Here is a 14969-nt window from a genome sequence, read left to right as displayed (position 1 = left end):
AGGTGGAGCGCATGAGCGCACGCAGACCCAGAGATGGGAAACAGCGCCTGTTTTCAATTCCTCCCGGCACACCGTTTTTGCCAGCTTTTGCCAGGGCGCTTCTGGAAGGGCGGCTGATAGAAGGTTTTCCCGGCAATCCTTCCGATCCGCTGGCGCTGGCCAATGCGACCATCTATGTGCCGACGCGCCGTGCGGCGCGTGCTTTGCGGTCCATTTTGGTCGATATGAATCCGGCTAAAGTACTTCCGGCAAGAGTGGCGTCCGGTTTTGCATCCGGAAATGCGTCGGAAAAAAAGAGCGCCATTTTGCCGACGATAAAACCGTTGGGCGATGTGGATGAGGACGCCGCTTTCTTCAATGCCGGTTCGTCAGGCGTGTTCGATATCAATCCGCCAATCGGCACGGCGGAACGGCTTCTGCTTCTGGCGCGATTGATCCGTCCGTGGCGGGAATCGCTGCCCTCGCATGTGCGTGCCTTGTTTGGCGTTGACGACGTTTCCGTTCCGGCGACCACTTCCGATGCGATCTGGCTTGCCCGCGATCTGGCCGGCCTGATGGATCAGGTCGAAACCGATGGGGCGAAGTGGAGCGAGCTTGCGACGATTGCCCCGGAAGACCTCGCCGACTGGTGGCAGGTCACGCTTGGCTTTCTCAATATCGTCACCAATCTCTGGCCTGACATTCTGGCGGAGCGCAAGCTTTCAAACCCGGCTGCGCATCGCAACGATCTCATCTGGAGCGAAGTTAAGCGGCTGCGCACCCATCCGCCCGCCGGTCCTGTCATCGTTGCCGGTTCCACCGGTTCCATACCCGCCACTGCGGAACTGATTTCCGCCATTGCGGACTTGCCGAATGGCGCGGTGGTGCTGCCGGGGCTGGATCGCGACCTCGACGATGCAGCCTGGCAGCTGCTGGCATCGGCAACCGACAATCCCTCGACTTACGGTCATCCGCAGTTCGGTTTGCGCAAGCTTCTGGATGCAATGCAGACCTTGCGCGATGATGTGGAACATCTGGATGACATGCCCACTTCCAAACGCCTGCGCGAGCGGGTGGTGAGCGAGGCGCTGCGCCCGGCGGAAACGACCGATGCATGGGGCAAGCTCGATATGGAGGCGGACAGCCTGCACGCTGCCGCGCAGACGATCGACCTGATCGAAGCCGCCAATGAGAGGGAGGAGGCGCTGGCCGTCGCTCTCGCCTTGCGCGATGCGATCAATGAAGAAGGCAAGACGGCGGCGCTCGTCACCGCCGACCGCAATCTGGCGCGGCGCGTGGTCGGCGAACTGGCCCGCTTCGGCATCGATGCCGACGATTCCGGCGGTCGGCATCTGCGCGACGTCGAAACCACGACATTGCTGCGCCTGCTGGTCGAGACGGTCTTCAATCCGGGTGATCCGGTTGCCCTGCTGGCGCTGGTCAAGCATCCGCTGCTTCGGCTGGAAGCTCCCCGTATCGAACGACGCCTTGCCGCAGAAACGCTTGAACTCATCGCCTTTCGCGGTGGCACGGGCCGGGCCTCCGTGCTCGATCTTCCCGCATTTTTCGACCGGCGGCTGGAGGAAAGCGCCAGCCAGACGTGGCAACCGGCATGGCATGACACGGTTACGCCGGACATGATCGCGGCGGCACGAAATCTTTGCGAAAGCCTGTCGAAAGCCGTGGCGCCGCTCGCCCCTTTCGTCATCGCCGGACGCCGAACCGAGATCGGCGAAATCGCCCGCGCCACGGTCGAGGCGCTGGAAAATCTTGCCCGGAACGAAAAAGCCAGCGTCGCGCCATTTTATTCCGGCGAACGCGGGGAACAGCTCGCCGCCTTTTTGCGCGGTCTGGTTTCAAGCGAAGCCGGGCTTGATTTCGAAGCTTCGGAATGGCCAGCCGTGCTGGATGCGCTGATGGCGGGCGAGACGGTCAAGCCGCATCCGGGCGGTCATCCGCGTCTCTTCATCTGGGGTGCGCTGGAAGCGCGTCTGCAAACCATGGATACGGTGGTGATCGGCGGTCTCAATGAGGGGAGCTGGCCTGCCCGCACCCGCAACGATCCGTTCATGTCGCGCCCGATGAAGTCGATGATCGCGCTCGATCCGCCTGAACGCCGTACCGGCCTTGCCGCCCACGATTTCCAGATGGCGCTGGGCATGGATCATGTCGTGCTGACGCGCTCACAGCGTTCCGACAATGCGCCGACGGTTGCCTCGCGCTGGCTGCAGCGGCTTGAAACGGTGCTGGGTGCCGATGTCACTGCGCAGATGCGCAGGCGCGGGTCACGTTTCATCCAGTGGTCACGTGAAATCGACCGGGCCGAAGACGTACCTTTCGTGAAAAGGCCGCAGCCCGCTCCTCCTGTCGCTGCCAGGCCGAAGCATTTTTCGGTGACGGAAATCGAGACCCTGCGCCGCGACCCTTATGCGATCTTCGCCAAGAAGATATTGAAGCTGCGGCCGCTGGAGCCTCTGATCCGCGACCCGGCTGCAGCTGAACGCGGCACTTTGTTCCACGACATTCTGGGTCATTTCACGCAAGAGGCAATCGATCCGCTGGCGCCCGATGCCGCCGACCGCCTGATGGAACTCGGTCGCATTCTTTTTGCCGATATGGACCTGCCGACGGAAATCGAGGCCGTGTGGTGGCCGCGCTTCACGGCGCTCATCCCGCAATTTCTGGCCTGGGAGCGTGAGCGCGCCTATAATGTCCAGACCCGCTTTGCCGAGATTTCCTCCGACAAGCGCGAAGTGGAAGGGCTCGGAATCACGCTTTCCGGCCGTGCTGACCGTATCGACCTGATGCGCGACGGTACCGCCGAAATCATCGATTATAAGACCGGCTCGACACCGTCGCCCCGACAGGCCCATGTGCTGCTGTCGCCGCAGCTCGCGCTGGAAGCCGCACTTCTGGTGCGCGGCGCGTTCCGGGAACTGGGCTCGGTCCGCGCTTCGGACCTCACCTACGTACGCCTCAAGGCGGGCGGCGAGGTGAAGCCGGAGTCGATCCTCAAGATCGGACGACCGCCCTCGGAGAAAACCGCACCGGCGCTTGGCGAGGAATCCTGGCAGCGGCTGGCGCAATTGCTGGCCGAGTATCAAAAGCCGGAAAAAGGTTATCTTTCCCGTGCGCTGCCATTTCGTGAAACCGATCTGACGGGCGATTACGATCATCTGGCGCGGGTGCTGGAATGGTCCGCCGGTGGCGATGCTGGCGGGGAGGGCGAGGCGTGAAGAAGAAGCTCCATATTCCGCCGGAAACATTGCTTGCGCAGGGCAGGGCCGCCGATCCGGCGGCTTCCGTCTGGGTGTCGGCCAATGCAGGTTCCGGCAAGACGCATGTTCTGACGGAACGGGTTATCCGCCTGTTGCTGGAAGGCACCGACCCTTCCAAGATTCTCTGCCTCACCTATACCAAGGCGGCGGCGGCGGTGATGCAGAACCGCGTATTCATGCGGCTTTCCGAATGGGCCGTCTTGCCCGACGAAGAACTGACCGAACGTCTGAAATCACTGGAAGGCCGCAGACCGGGCGATGCCCGTCTCGCGGCGGCGCGACGGCTGTTTGCGCGTGCGCTGGAAACGCCGGGCGGGCTTAAAATCCAGACCATCCACGCTTTCTGTGAAGCGATCCTGCACCAATTCCCGCTTGAGGCGAACATTGCCGGTCATTTCGAGATGATGGATGATCTGATGCAGGCCGCACTCGTCGGTGAAGCGCGGCGTCAGTTGCTCGAAACCGCGCATGGCGGCGGCGATATGGAACTGGCGGCTGCCTTCGCCGATGTCTTGCAGGCAGCCGGCGAGATGGGCCTGCAATCGCTTCTCGATGAAGCCGTAAGCCGGCGCAATGGTTTGCAGACCTATATCGCCGAACTGGGCGTTACCGCGCATCGCAGCGAAGCTTTGCACCAGGCATTCGGCTTTGATCCGCAAACCAGCGAAGACGATCTCCTCGCCGATCTCTGGCCTATACCGGAATTTTCCGACGATGCGCTCGATCTCATCATGTCGATCCAGAAGGGCGCGTCGCGTGCGCAGGATTTTGCGCTGCAACTGCGCCGTTTCGACAAGGTGACGGGCCAGCGCGACCGCGAAGCGGTGTTGCGCGCGGCATTTCTCAAAAGCACGGGCGAGCCTAAATCCGGCTCCTATGTCTGCTCGGCGGCGGTGAAAAAACTTCTGCCGGATTTCGAGGAGGATTTCGACGCGGCGGCGGCGCGTGTCGAACGGGGGCTCGACCGGTTGAAGGAATTGCGTCTGGTGCGGCTCAATCTGGCCGCGCTGACGCTGGTTGACAATCTGCTGCAACGCTATCACGATCTCAAACGAAAGCGCGGCCTGCTCGATTTCGAGGATCTCATCACCCGGACCGTGGCGCTGCTTGCCCGCAACGGAGCAGGGCAATGGGTGCAATACAAGCTTGATCGCGGCATCGACCATATTCTGGTCGATGAGGCGCAGGATACCAGCCCCGACCAGTGGCAGGTGATCCGCATGTTGTCGGAGGAGTTTTTCTCCGGCCTCGGCCAGCGCAATATCAGCCGCACGCTCTTTGCTGTCGGTGACGAAAAACAGTCGATCTATTCGTTTCAGGGCGCAGTGCCGGAGGATTTCGCGGCACAGGGACGGTCCGTCAGTCTGCGCGCGGAAGATGCGGAGCTGAAATTCGAGCGCGTCAGCCTCAATTTCTCGTTCCGCTCGGCCCCCGATGTTCTGCAGGCGGTGGACGAGGTTTTTGCCAGACCCGAGGCTCATCGCGGCCTTGCGGGCGCAACGGTGCATGAAGCCATTCGCGCCGATGCGCCGGGCGAGGTGGAAATCTGGGACATGCTGACGCCGGAAGAGGTGGAAGAGCCCGATGACTGGCGCGAGCCTGTCGATCATCTGGCGGCGCCTGCTGTGCGGCTCGCGGATCAGATCGCGGCCACCATTCGCCATTGGCTGGATAGCGGCGAAATTATTCCGGGCCAGAACCGGCGGATCATGCCGCGCGACATCATGGTTCTGGTGCGAAAGCGCGACCAGTTCATGCCCGCCTTGTCGCGTGCACTGAAAAACCTGTCCGTTCCGGTCGCAGGCGCCGACCGCTTGCGGCTCACCAGCCATATCGCCATTCAGGACCTGATGGCGCTCGGTCGTTTCGTGTTGCAGCCTTCGGACGACCTTTCGCTGGCATCGGCTCTGAAAAGCCCGCTGTTCGGCTGGGATGACGATCAGCTTTTCGAGCTTGCGCACCCGCGAGGCTCAAGCCTCACGCTGTTCGAGCGGCTTTATCAGGTCTCGCGTGGCGATGCGGCGCTGGCCGAGGTGCACAAGACCCTGAGCCGCTGGCGCAACATGGCCGATACCATGCCGGTGTTCGAATTCTATGCGCGCATATTGAGTGCGGATGGTGCGCGGCGAAAACTTCTGGCCCGGCTGGGGCCGGAGGCTGGCGACATCATCGATGAATTCCAGAATTATGCGCTTTCCGCGGAGCGCGCCGGTCTGCCGGGCTTGCAGGCATTCCTTGAAACGCTGGATGCGGCATCGCCGGAAATCAAGCGCGAACTCGATCAGGGCCGCAATGAGGTGCGCATCATGACCGTCCACGCCGCCAAGGGGCTGGAAGGGGCGGTGGTGTTCCTGATCGATCCGGGAAGCGCGGTCTGGACCGGCAGCCGCGCGCCAAAGCTCATTCCCTTTGATTTTTCAGACGGTAATCCGCCAGTGAAAGGCTATCTCTGGCAACCCAATGCCGGATACCAGACCGGGTTCACGGCAGCGCAGATCGATAAGCTGAAGACGCGGGCCGAGGAAGAATATCGCCGCCTGCTTTATGTCGGCATGACGCGGGCCGAGGATCGCCTCATCATCTGCGGCTATCGCGGCGCGCGCGAAAGCGGCGAGACATGGCATCGTCTTGTCGAGGATGCGCTGGCCGCCAAGGCCGAGACATTCGTGCATCCCGTGTTGAAACTTGCCGCACGGCGCTATCGCAACACGCCGCGCGGAATGGTCGAGATTGTCGATCAGGACAAGACCGAGGATCATGCGCTGCCTTCGCTGCCGCGCGACTATATGCGGCCGATAAAGCCGGAAACCGGATTGCCGCGTCCGCTGGCGCCGTCGGGCGCTTCGGCCCTGATCGAAGCGGACGAGGAACCGCCGCTCGATACGTTTTCGCCGGTTCTGGGACCGGGCAACGGGTCGCCAGCCTTTGCGCTGCGGCGCGGCACGGCGATCCATATGCTGCTGCAATATCTGCCCGATGTGCCACAGGCCGACCGCGAAACGCTTGCGCATGACTATCTTGACCGCATCGCTGCCGACTGGCCCCAAACGGAACGGCAGTTGGCATGGCAAAGCGTCAGGACTATTCTCGACGACCCGACCTACGCGCCGGTCTTTGCGCAAGGCTCACGCGGGGAAGTTGCCATCATGGGCACGATCGAGCTTGGCGGGCGCGATCATGCCGTGTCAGGTCAGATCGACCGCATCAGCGTCGGTGAGACCCGGGTGCTGATCGTCGATTACAAGACCAATCGACCGCCGCCGAAAACCATCGATGCGGTTCCTTTCGCCTATCGGGCGCAGCTTGCGCTTTATCGGGAATTGCTGGCTCCCCTCTATCCGGGGCGGATTGTCGAAACGGCGCTTCTGTTCACCGAAGGTCCGTTTCTGATGCCGTTGCCGGATGCGATTCTGGACGAGGCGTTGCAGTCACTGAAAGACTCTCAAGTAAAGGTGACGAACCAGAACTTGACGGATGGCAGCAGACACGCCACATGATATAGCGAATAAAGAGCGGAATGTGTTGTGAGTCTGGAAAGACGTCTGCCGTTCTTGGAGAGAAAAGAGGATAGCCCTATGGCAACCGTTAAGGTCGATAACAGCAATTTTCAGTCGGACGTTCTTCAGTCCAGCGAGCCTGTCGTGGTGGATTTCTGGGCGGAATGGTGCGGTCCCTGCAAGATGATCGCTCCGGCTCTGGACGAAATCGCGACCGAAATGGCCGGTCAGATCAAGATCGCCAAGGTCAATATCGACGAGAATCCGGAACTGGCCGCGCAGTTTGGCGTGCGTTCGATCCCGACGCTTCTGATGTTCAAGGACGGTGAGCTCGCCGCAAATATGGTCGGCGCTGCTCCGAAGAGCCGCCTTGCCGACTGGATCAAGGCTTCGGCTGCGTAAAACAGCATCATAAAACGAAAAAACCCGGCCTTTGTGCCGGGTTTTTGCTTATTGGGGTGGTGTGCCATTGTCTCGCAGGACTTCACCCGCAAGGTAAAGCGATCCGCCGATCAGGATACGAGGCGGCACTTCATCCGGGGGCCAGGTGTCGCGCAGAAGTTTCAACGCATTGGCAACCGAATGAACGGGCTCCGCCGAGAGATTGGCCTTCTGCGCTGAAACCGCCAGCTCATCATTGGGAATGCCCGCATCGCTGGACGGGATCGGCACGGTGAAAACATGCCGCGCCATGCCGGAAAAGGCTTCGAAATAGCCGACCGGGTCCTTGGTGTTGATCATTCCGGTGATGAGGAACAGGGGGCGCGCATTACGCTCCTCAAGATCGCCGAAAGCTTCCGCGATCACTGCGCCTGCACCCGGATTATGACCGCCATCGAGCCAGATTTCGGATGCAGCCGGAGCCATGTCGACCAGCGCCCCGTGGGTCAGCCGCTGCATGCGTGCTGGCCAGTCCACCACCATCAGCGCCTTTTCCACCGCCTTGTCGGTCAGGCTGAAACCAGCCATCTGCACGGCCTCGATTGCGGCTGCGGCATTGGAAATCTGGTGGCGTCCCGGCAGGCGCGGCAATGGCAGGTCGATCAGGCCGTCCTCGTTCTGGAACACCATGCGTCCGTGTTCCTCGAAGGCGAGGAAATCCTGTCCATAGACCGAAACCGGACAGTCGAGCCGGTCCGCTGTCGAGACAAGCACTTCGCGCGCCGCATCGAAGGGCTGGAAGCCGACGACGACCGCGCAATCCTTCTTGATGATGCCGGCCTTTTCGGCGGCTATAAGCTCCACACGGTCACCGAGATAGGCCTGATGGTCGATGGAGACGGGCATGATGAGCGAGACGGCGGGATCGGTAATGACATTGGTAGCGTCGAAACGTCCGCCGAGGCCGACTTCCATGACGACGACATCAGCCGGATGCTCGGAAAAGAGCACGAAGGCGACCGCCGTCAGGATTTCGAAAACGGTGATATGCTGCCCGTCATTGGCGGCTGCAACACGCTCTATCGCGTCGGCCAGAACATCGTCGCTGACCAGCCTTCCGCCTCCGGGCGCCCCCAGACGATAGCGCTCGTGCCAATGGACGAGATGCGGCGAGGTGTGGACGTGAACGTCGAAGCCTCCCGCTTCCAGAAGTGCGCGGCAGAAAGCCGTCGCCGATCCTTTGCCATTGGTTCCGGCAATGTGGATGACCGGCGGCAGCTTCAGGTGCGGATTGCCGAGCTTTTCCAGAAGACCGCGGATGCGGTCGAGGGAAAGGTCGAAGCCCTTTGGATGCAACTGCATAAGCCGCTCGATTGCGGCGGCGGCTTTTTCTGTCACGATCAGGCTGCCTTGCCGTTAGCTTCCGTCTTCTTGCCGTCCGGAGTATCGCTGTTGGCGGGCTGCTTGGTCATGATCTTGAGCAGGCGCGCAATCGTGCTCTTCAGTTCAAGGCGCGAGACGACCATGTCGACCATGCCGTGTTCCATGAGATAATCGGCGCTCTGGAAGCCTTCCGGCAGCTTTTCGCGGATCGTCTGCTCGATGACGCGCGGCCCGGCAAAGCCGATCAGTGCACCGGGTTCCGCGATGTGGATATCGCCCAGCATGGCATAGGATGCCGTCACGCCGCCCGTGGTCGGATTGGTCAGGACGACGATGTAGGGCAAACCGGCTTCTTTCAGCATTTCCACAGCAACCGTGGTGCGTGGAAGCTGCATCAGCGACAGGATGCCTTCCTGCATACGCGCACCACCCGAAGCGGCGAACAGGACCATCGGGCGCTTCAACTCGATAGCCTTTTCAAAGCCCTGGATGATCGCTTCGCCGGCGCCCATGCCGAGCGAACCGCCCATGAAGCCGAAATCCTGAACGGTGGCGACGATCGGCAGGCCTTCAATGGTGCCGATGCCATTGACGATCGCGTCGTCCATGCCAGTGCGGGTGCGGTAATCCTTGAGACGGTCGATATATTTCTTCTCGTCACGGAATTTCAGCGGATCGACCGGCACTTTGGGCGCTTCAAGCGTGGTGTATTCGCCATTGTCGAAGAAGAAACGCAGACGGTCCTTTGCCTTGATGCGCATGTGATGGCCCGAGGACGGGATCACGAACTGATTGCTCTCAAGGTCCTTGTGAAACACCATTTCACCGGTCGACGGATCCTTGATCCAGAGGTTTTCCGGCATTTCACGGCGGCCGAGCATCGAATTGATCTTCGGACGAACGTAGTTGGTGATCCAGTTCATGACGTTTGGTTCCGTTTCTTGTTCTTCGGCAAAGAGCTTGTCAGGCGCTTAAATGGACGATTTGTTGGGCGGCTTCAAGGCGTGTGGCGCGCACGCTCTCTGCAAGAGCGTGGACAAGCCGGGTTGCGGCGGCGACTGGATCGCCCTTCGCCTTGCCGTTTTCGTCCAGTTCACCGGCAATCGCGTTGACAATCGCCGTGCCGACGACGACGCCATCGGCATGGGTGGCGATGGCTGCTGCCTGCTCCGGCGTCTTGACGCCGAAACCGACGCAGATCGGCAGGTCAGTGCTCTTCTTGATGTGGCGCACGGCTTCGCCGACCTTTGCCGTATCGGCAATGGCTGATCCGGTAATGCCGTTCATCGAGACGTAATAGACGAAGCCCGATGAATTGTGCAGCACCTTCGGCAGACGCTTGTCGTCGGTGGTCGGCGTGGTGAGGCGAATGAAATTGATGCCGGCCTTCATGGCAGGAATGCAAAGCTCGGCATCCATTTCGGAGGGAAGATCGACGACGATCAGCCCGTCCACGCCGGCTGCCTTGGCGTCGGCCAGGAAGCGCTCCACGCCATAGATATAGATCGGATTGTAATAGCCCATCATGACGATCGGGGTGGTGTCGTCTTCCTTGCGGAATTCTGTCGCCATGTGCAGCGTCTTCGCCAGCGTCTGCCCGGCATTGAGGGCGCGCAGGCCAGCGGCCTGAATGGCGGGGCCGTCTGCCATCGGATCGGAGAAGGGCATGCCCAGTTCAATCACGTCCGCACCGGCCTTCGGCAGGGCCTTCATCACCTTGAGCGAGGTTTCCAGATCGGGATCGCCGCCCATGAAATAGGTGACGAGCGCCGGACGGCTCTCGGCCTTCAGTTCAGCGAATTTGGTGTCGATGCGAGTAGTCATACCGTGCCCCGTGGCAAAGTGCGCGCCAGATAGTCGGCAACGGGCTTGCCCGCCATCGCCGTTTCCATCCATGCGCGCCGTTCAAAGTCTATGATTCCCAGTTCCCACACGCAGGCCATCAAAAGCGGCTGTGCGGGCATGAATTCCACCTCGTCGCCGAGTTCCGACTGCCAGAGGATTTCCGTCGCGATGCCGCCCTCAAGCCACCAGTGCAGGAGCAGCCACAGGCCTTCCTCACCTTGATGCAGAATGGCGAAACCCACGCCCAGATGTGGCAGGGCGGCCAGTTTTTCAGCGGCGGTCTCGATCTGTCTGCGGGCGAGGCCGACAGCGGCTTCCGCGACAGGATTGGCCGGATCGGCTTCGATGATACTGAGCTTGATCGTCGCCGGACCGCACGTCGCCAGACCGTCGAACCATGCGGCACGCGGCTTGTAGACGGAGATTTCGGCGACGTCGCTAACCATGTCAGATGTCCATGCCGAGAAGCTTGCCGACCGTGTGGACATCCTTGTCGCCACGACCGGACAGATTGACGATCATGACCTGATCCTTGCCCATGGTCGGGGCCATTTTCACGGCCTGCGCGATGGCATGGGCGGATTCGAGCGCCGGGATGATGCCTTCGGTGCGGGTGCAAAGCTGGAATGCGTCGAGCGCCTCATCATCGAGGATCGGCACATAGTCGACGCGCCCGCTGTCCTTGAGCCACGAATGTTCGGGACCTACGCCCGGATAATCGAGACCAGCAGAAACGGAATGGCCTTCGAGAATCTGGCCGTCATCATTCTGGAGAAGATAGGTGCGGTTGCCATGCAGCACACCGGGACGGCCGGCGCTCATCGAAGCGCAATGTTCCTCCCCGTCGAGACCGCGTCCGCCTGCTTCGACGCCGACGATCTTCACGGAGGCATCGTCGAGGAAAGGATGGAACAGGCCGATGGCGTTGGAGCCGCCGCCAACCGCTGCCACGATCACGTCCGGCAGGCGTCCTTCCTGTTCGAGTATTTGCTGGCGCGCCTCATTGCCGATCACGGACTGGAAGTCACGCACCAGTTCCGGATAGGGATGCGGACCGGCGGCGGTGCCGATCAGATAATAGGTGTCTTCGACATTCGTCACCCAGTCACGCAGGGCTTCGTTCATCGCGTCTTTCAGCGTGCCGTTTCCAGCGGTGACGGGCTTCACTTCGGCACCGAGCAGCTTCATGCGGAACACATTCGGCTTCTGGCGCTCGACATCGGTCGCGCCCATATAGACGACGCAGGGCAGGCCGAAACGCGCTGCAACGGTGGCAGACGCCACGCCATGCTGGCCAGCGCCGGTTTCGGCGATGATGCGGGTCTTGCCCATGCGCTTGGCAAGCAGAATCTGGCCAAGACAATTGTTGATCTTGTGGCTACCGGTATGGTTCAGGTCTTCGCGCTTGAAGTAGATTTTTGCGCCGCCCAGATGCTTCGTCAGGCCTTCGGCATAATAGAGCTTGGAAGGACGACCGGCATAATAGGTGGAAAGCGCGGAAAGCTCAGCCTTGAATTCAGGGTCGTTCTTCGCCGTTTCATAGGCTTCCTGCAATTCGAGGATCAGCGGCATCAGTGTTTCGGCAACGAAGCGTCCGCCGAAAATACCGAACATGCCCTCTTCATCCGGGCCTGTTTTATAGGAATTGGGTTCAACCGGCTTGTTCAACGCTTTCGCTCCGTCATTTCAGGCTGTCTGCGGGCGTCAGCGACAGCCCGGAAAAAATTCTCGATGAGACGCACATCCTTTTCGCCGGGCGCGCGCTCGACGCCGGACGATATATCGATACCCGGCGCCTGCGTCTTGTGCAGCGCTTCGGCGATATTGTCCGCATTCAATCCACCGGAAAGCATGTAATCGATATCGGCGTCAAGCGCAGCCAGAAGTTCCCAGTCGAATGACACACCGTTGCCGCCCGGAAGGTCTGATCCCTTCGGCGGCTTGGCGTCGAACAGGAAGCGGTCGGCTATGCCCTGATAGGCTGCAATCGCGGTAAGATCGCTGGCTTCACGCACCGAAAAGGCCTTCATGACCGGCAGGCCATAACGCGCCTTGATGAAGGCTACGCGTTCCGGCGTCTCATGACCGTGCAGCTGCAGAATGTCGGGCTTCACCGCTTCCACGATCTCATCCAGCGTTTCATCGTCGGCGTCGACCGTAACGGCGACCGCAAGCGCTCGTCCCCTGACCGCACCGCGCAAGCCTGCCGCTTTCTGCGGTGTTATATGGCGCGGGCTTTTGGGAAAGAAGATGAAACCGATATGCGTCGCACCGCCGTCGAGGGCGGCGGCAACGGCGTCGGGGGTTTTAAGCCCGCATATCTTGATATCGAGAACCATGGTTTTCCGTCGCATAAATCGGGGGGCTACTCAAGCTATTCCGTCCATTCCCATCTATTCGGAGACCGGATGGCCATCAAAACCCTGTGCGATCAGAAAATCATACGCCTCCATGACCTCAAGGGGAACTGCCTGCGCGATCTGGTAGCCCTTGGCGGGATACTCCAGGATACGCTGCAGGTCGCCCGTCATCTCATGGACAAGCATTTCAACCGGATGATCAGCCGTCGGCTGGTCCTCGAAGGCGGTGAGCGGCGCGGTGATGCTTGCGCGCGCTTCCGGCCATTGCCGGGCCACGGTCGCCAGAACGCGGCGCTGGGTCTGCGGCTTGGTCACGAGGATGGCGCTGACGGCGCCGGGGGCGAGTTTTTCGCGGCTGAATCTTACGTTTTCGCCGATATTGGTGGCGTTGGGCTCGATCGTGATAGCTTTTTCCGGCACGCCGCGCCTGATGGCTATCTCGGCAAAGGCTTCCGCTTCGCTGTTCTTATAGAGTTTCTCCGTCCAGTGACCGCTTTTGCCGGTGAACACGAGCCACGTCGCCATGCCCTCCAGAAACAGATCGGCAGCCCTTTCGGCCACGCGTGGATCGTAGCTGCCCAGCCCGATGATCACATCGGCGGTTTCAAGCGGATCATAGATGCAGTGATAATCCCACAGCACCCGGGCGGCGTTCAGTACGGATGATTTCATGTGAAGTCGATTGCCTGCAATGCGCTGCCATTGCGCTTCAGCCAAGCCTTGCAGCGCTCCGTATCGGGGCAAAGCTCATGGCAGAGTTTCCAGAATTTCGGCCCATGGTTCATCTCGATGAGATGAGCCACCTCATGGGCGACAAGATAGTTGATCACCGGGGCAGGCGCCATGCCGATGCGCCAGGAGAAGGAAAGGACACCGTCCGAGGTGCATGATCCCCAGCGGCTTTTCGTATCCTTGAAACGCACCGCCTTGGCCTTGCGGCCCACAGTGGTGGTGTGACGGACGACAAGCGCCTCGATCTCGCGCCTCACGTCGCGCTTGATGTGATCGGCAACGCGGCGCGGCAGATGTGCCGGGTCACCATGGACGAGTAGAATATTGCCTTCGAGAAGCTCGGTCGTGCCGCGTCCCGGCTGGTGCACGATCTTGTGTGGAACGCCACGCAGGGGAATTTTGATGCCGGCGCGCACGCCCGGCTGGTCCGGCAGTTTTGCGATGCGGCTTTCGATCCAGCCCTCGTGGCGGTTGAGGAAGCTCAACACTTCGCGCTCGGGAAGTCCGGGCGGAACCGTGACGCGCAATCCCTTGCCGCCTGCTTCTATGCGCAGGGTCAGCCTTTTGGCGCGCGGATTCTCGAAAACGCGCAAGGGAAGTTCCCGTCCGGCGACCGCGTGAATGCGTTCGCTGCGAACTGTCGTCGTTCCAGCGGATGCCCCTTTACCGCTGATTTGCCGAAGAAAGGAAAGGCCCATCGTCCAAGAATAAGCGATTCGCTCCGGAGCGCATCCCGAAAAGTGCGAAGCGGTTTTCGGGATACGACTTGCGTGGAACGTGTTGAAAAGGCCGGTATTTCTGTGAAAAACAGGAAAAACGGCGCGGTCATGCCGCGCCGTCCAATGATTTTTGAGGTCTGTTTCATCGATCAAAGATCGGTGATGTCGTCCTTGCCGCCTTTCGCGCGCGGGGCAGGCGTCTTCTTCGAGGCCGCACGGCGCTCGGCCATGAAACGGTCGAACTCTTCCTTGTCGCGGGCGCGGCGAAGTTCGGCGGCATAGGCCTCGAATTCGGCGCGTGCTTCTTCAAGCTTGCGGCGTTCTTCGGCCAGTCGCTCCAGCTCGGCGCGACGCCAGTCGTCAAAAGCCTCGTTGCCAGTTGTGCCGCCGAAGTTGAAGCTTTCGCCCTTGCGGCAGTTGCGGAACGAGCCGAACACGGAATCAGTCTTCTCGTTCATGCCGCGCTTGAATCCTTCGAGGCGATCACCCCACAGGATATAGGCGAGCATGGCAAGGCCAAGCGGCCAGAACAGGAAAAAGCCGAGCACCATCAGCGCAATCGTGGCTGGCGTCCATGCCGGGCGGATCAATGCAGTGTTGGTCATGGTCTGCTCCGTCAAAAAGCGCATGCCATTCAACCGTTCGACAATCGTCCGGCCACATGCGCGAAACCAGGGCCTGCCAGCCCACCCCTATGGGGATTTTCTTCTGGCGGCTTGACTTCGACGTGGTGAAAAGATTGCGGCTTTTCAAGAATGCAACCGGAGGATTCAGGCTGCACGCCCCGTAACCAAT

12 protein-coding genes are annotated in these 14969 nt (G+C 60.7%); 3 read left to right on the top strand and 9 right to left on the bottom strand.

From position 1 onward, the window contains the following. The first annotated feature begins 11 nt into the window (after window positions 1–11). From addB to trxA, 3 genes are all read left to right on the top strand, one after another. Window positions 12–3215, top strand: a complete 3204-nt coding sequence (gene addB / locus ACOWVS_RS10690; protein ID WP_075041817.1) for a double-strand break repair protein AddB — start codon at window positions 12–14, stop codon at window positions 3213–3215. After that, complete coding sequence (addA, locus tag ACOWVS_RS10685; protein WP_075041818.1) at window positions 3212–6754, top strand: double-strand break repair helicase AddA; 3543 nt, start codon at window positions 3212–3214, stop codon at window positions 6752–6754. Before addB ends, addA begins: the two co-directional genes overlap by 4 nt. A gap of 78 nt (window positions 6755–6832) precedes the next feature. Beyond that, on the top strand, window positions 6833–7156 hold the full coding sequence (trxA, locus tag ACOWVS_RS10680; protein WP_075041819.1) for a thioredoxin: 324 nt from the start codon (window positions 6833–6835) through the stop codon (window positions 7154–7156). 48 nt (window positions 7157–7204) lie between these two features. On the opposite strand, the gene ACOWVS_RS10675 is transcribed toward trxA, so the two are convergent. From ACOWVS_RS10675 to ACOWVS_RS10635, 9 genes are all read right to left on the bottom strand, one after another. Beyond that, window positions 7205–8497, bottom strand: a complete 1293-nt coding sequence (locus ACOWVS_RS10675; RefSeq protein WP_170873259.1) for a bifunctional folylpolyglutamate synthase/dihydrofolate synthase — start codon at window positions 8495–8497, stop codon at window positions 7205–7207. A 38-nt stretch (window positions 8498–8535) separates the two neighbouring features. Then, window positions 8536–9441 carry an acetyl-CoA carboxylase, carboxyltransferase subunit beta gene (accD, locus tag ACOWVS_RS10670; RefSeq protein ID WP_006468087.1) on the bottom strand — a complete coding sequence of 302 codons (906 nt, stop codon included), beginning with the start codon at window positions 9439–9441 and terminating at the stop codon, window positions 8536–8538. A 40-nt stretch (window positions 9442–9481) separates the two neighbouring features. Beyond that, complete coding sequence (trpA, locus tag ACOWVS_RS10665; protein WP_063619825.1) at window positions 9482–10342, bottom strand: tryptophan synthase subunit alpha; 861 nt, start codon at window positions 10340–10342, stop codon at window positions 9482–9484. Further along, window positions 10339–10809 carry a hypothetical protein gene (locus ACOWVS_RS10660; protein ID WP_063619826.1) on the bottom strand — a complete coding sequence of 157 codons (471 nt, stop codon included), beginning with the start codon at window positions 10807–10809 and terminating at the stop codon, window positions 10339–10341. The genes trpA and ACOWVS_RS10660 overlap by 4 nt, the downstream gene beginning before the upstream one ends. 1 nt (window position 10810) lies before the next feature. Further along, window positions 10811–12031, bottom strand: a complete 1221-nt coding sequence (gene trpB / locus ACOWVS_RS10655) for a tryptophan synthase subunit beta (protein WP_006468089.1) — start codon at window positions 12029–12031, stop codon at window positions 10811–10813. Next, complete coding sequence (locus ACOWVS_RS10650) at window positions 12028–12702, bottom strand: phosphoribosylanthranilate isomerase (RefSeq protein WP_063619827.1); 675 nt, start codon at window positions 12700–12702, stop codon at window positions 12028–12030. Before ACOWVS_RS10650 ends, trpB begins: the two co-directional genes overlap by 4 nt. Before the next feature lie 54 nt (window positions 12703–12756). After that, window positions 12757–13395, bottom strand: a complete 639-nt coding sequence (locus tag ACOWVS_RS10645; protein ID WP_021587578.1) for a YdcF family protein — start codon at window positions 13393–13395, stop codon at window positions 12757–12759. Beyond that, window positions 13392–14153, bottom strand: a complete 762-nt coding sequence (locus ACOWVS_RS10640) for a M48 family metallopeptidase (protein ID WP_031347132.1) — start codon at window positions 14151–14153, stop codon at window positions 13392–13394. The genes ACOWVS_RS10645 and ACOWVS_RS10640 overlap by 4 nt, the downstream gene beginning before the upstream one ends. Before the next feature lie 170 nt (window positions 14154–14323). Next, window positions 14324–14779 carry a DUF2852 domain-containing protein gene (locus ACOWVS_RS10635; RefSeq protein ID WP_031347133.1) on the bottom strand — a complete coding sequence of 152 codons (456 nt, stop codon included), beginning with the start codon at window positions 14777–14779 and terminating at the stop codon, window positions 14324–14326. Window positions 14780–14969 lie beyond the last annotated feature (190 nt).

The sequence above is a fragment of the Brucella sp. IR068 genome, assembly GCF_049065885.1.
Lineage (GTDB): Bacteria > Pseudomonadota > Alphaproteobacteria > Rhizobiales > Rhizobiaceae > Brucella > Brucella intermedia.
This window is presented reverse-complemented; position numbering and strand designations above follow the sequence as displayed.

Coding starts and splice junctions, on each gene's coding strand:
- addB (WP_075041817.1), top strand. CDS start 12: ATGAGCGCACGCAGACCCAGAGATGGGAAACAGCGCCTGTTTTCAATT.
- trxA (WP_075041819.1), top strand. CDS start 6,833: ATGGCAACCGTTAAGGTCGATAACAGCAATTTTCAGTCGGACGTTCTT.
- ACOWVS_RS10675 (WP_170873259.1), bottom strand. CDS start 8,497: ATGCAGTTGCATCCAAAGGGCTTCGACCTTTCCCTCGACCGCATCCGC.
- accD (WP_006468087.1), bottom strand. CDS start 9,441: ATGAACTGGATCACCAACTACGTTCGTCCGAAGATCAATTCGATGCTC.
- trpA (WP_063619825.1), bottom strand. CDS start 10,342: ATGACTACTCGCATCGACACCAAATTCGCTGAACTGAAGGCCGAGAGC.
- ACOWVS_RS10660 (WP_063619826.1), bottom strand. CDS start 10,809: ATGGTTAGCGACGTCGCCGAAATCTCCGTCTACAAGCCGCGTGCCGCA.
- ACOWVS_RS10650 (WP_063619827.1), bottom strand. CDS start 12,702: ATGGTTCTCGATATCAAGATATGCGGGCTTAAAACCCCCGACGCCGTT.
- ACOWVS_RS10645 (WP_021587578.1), bottom strand. CDS start 13,395: ATGAAATCATCCGTACTGAACGCCGCCCGGGTGCTGTGGGATTATCAC.
- ACOWVS_RS10640 (WP_031347132.1), bottom strand. CDS start 14,153: ATGGGCCTTTCCTTTCTTCGGCAAATCAGCGGTAAAGGGGCATCCGCT.
- ACOWVS_RS10635 (WP_031347133.1), bottom strand. CDS start 14,779: ATGACCAACACTGCATTGATCCGCCCGGCATGGACGCCAGCCACGATT.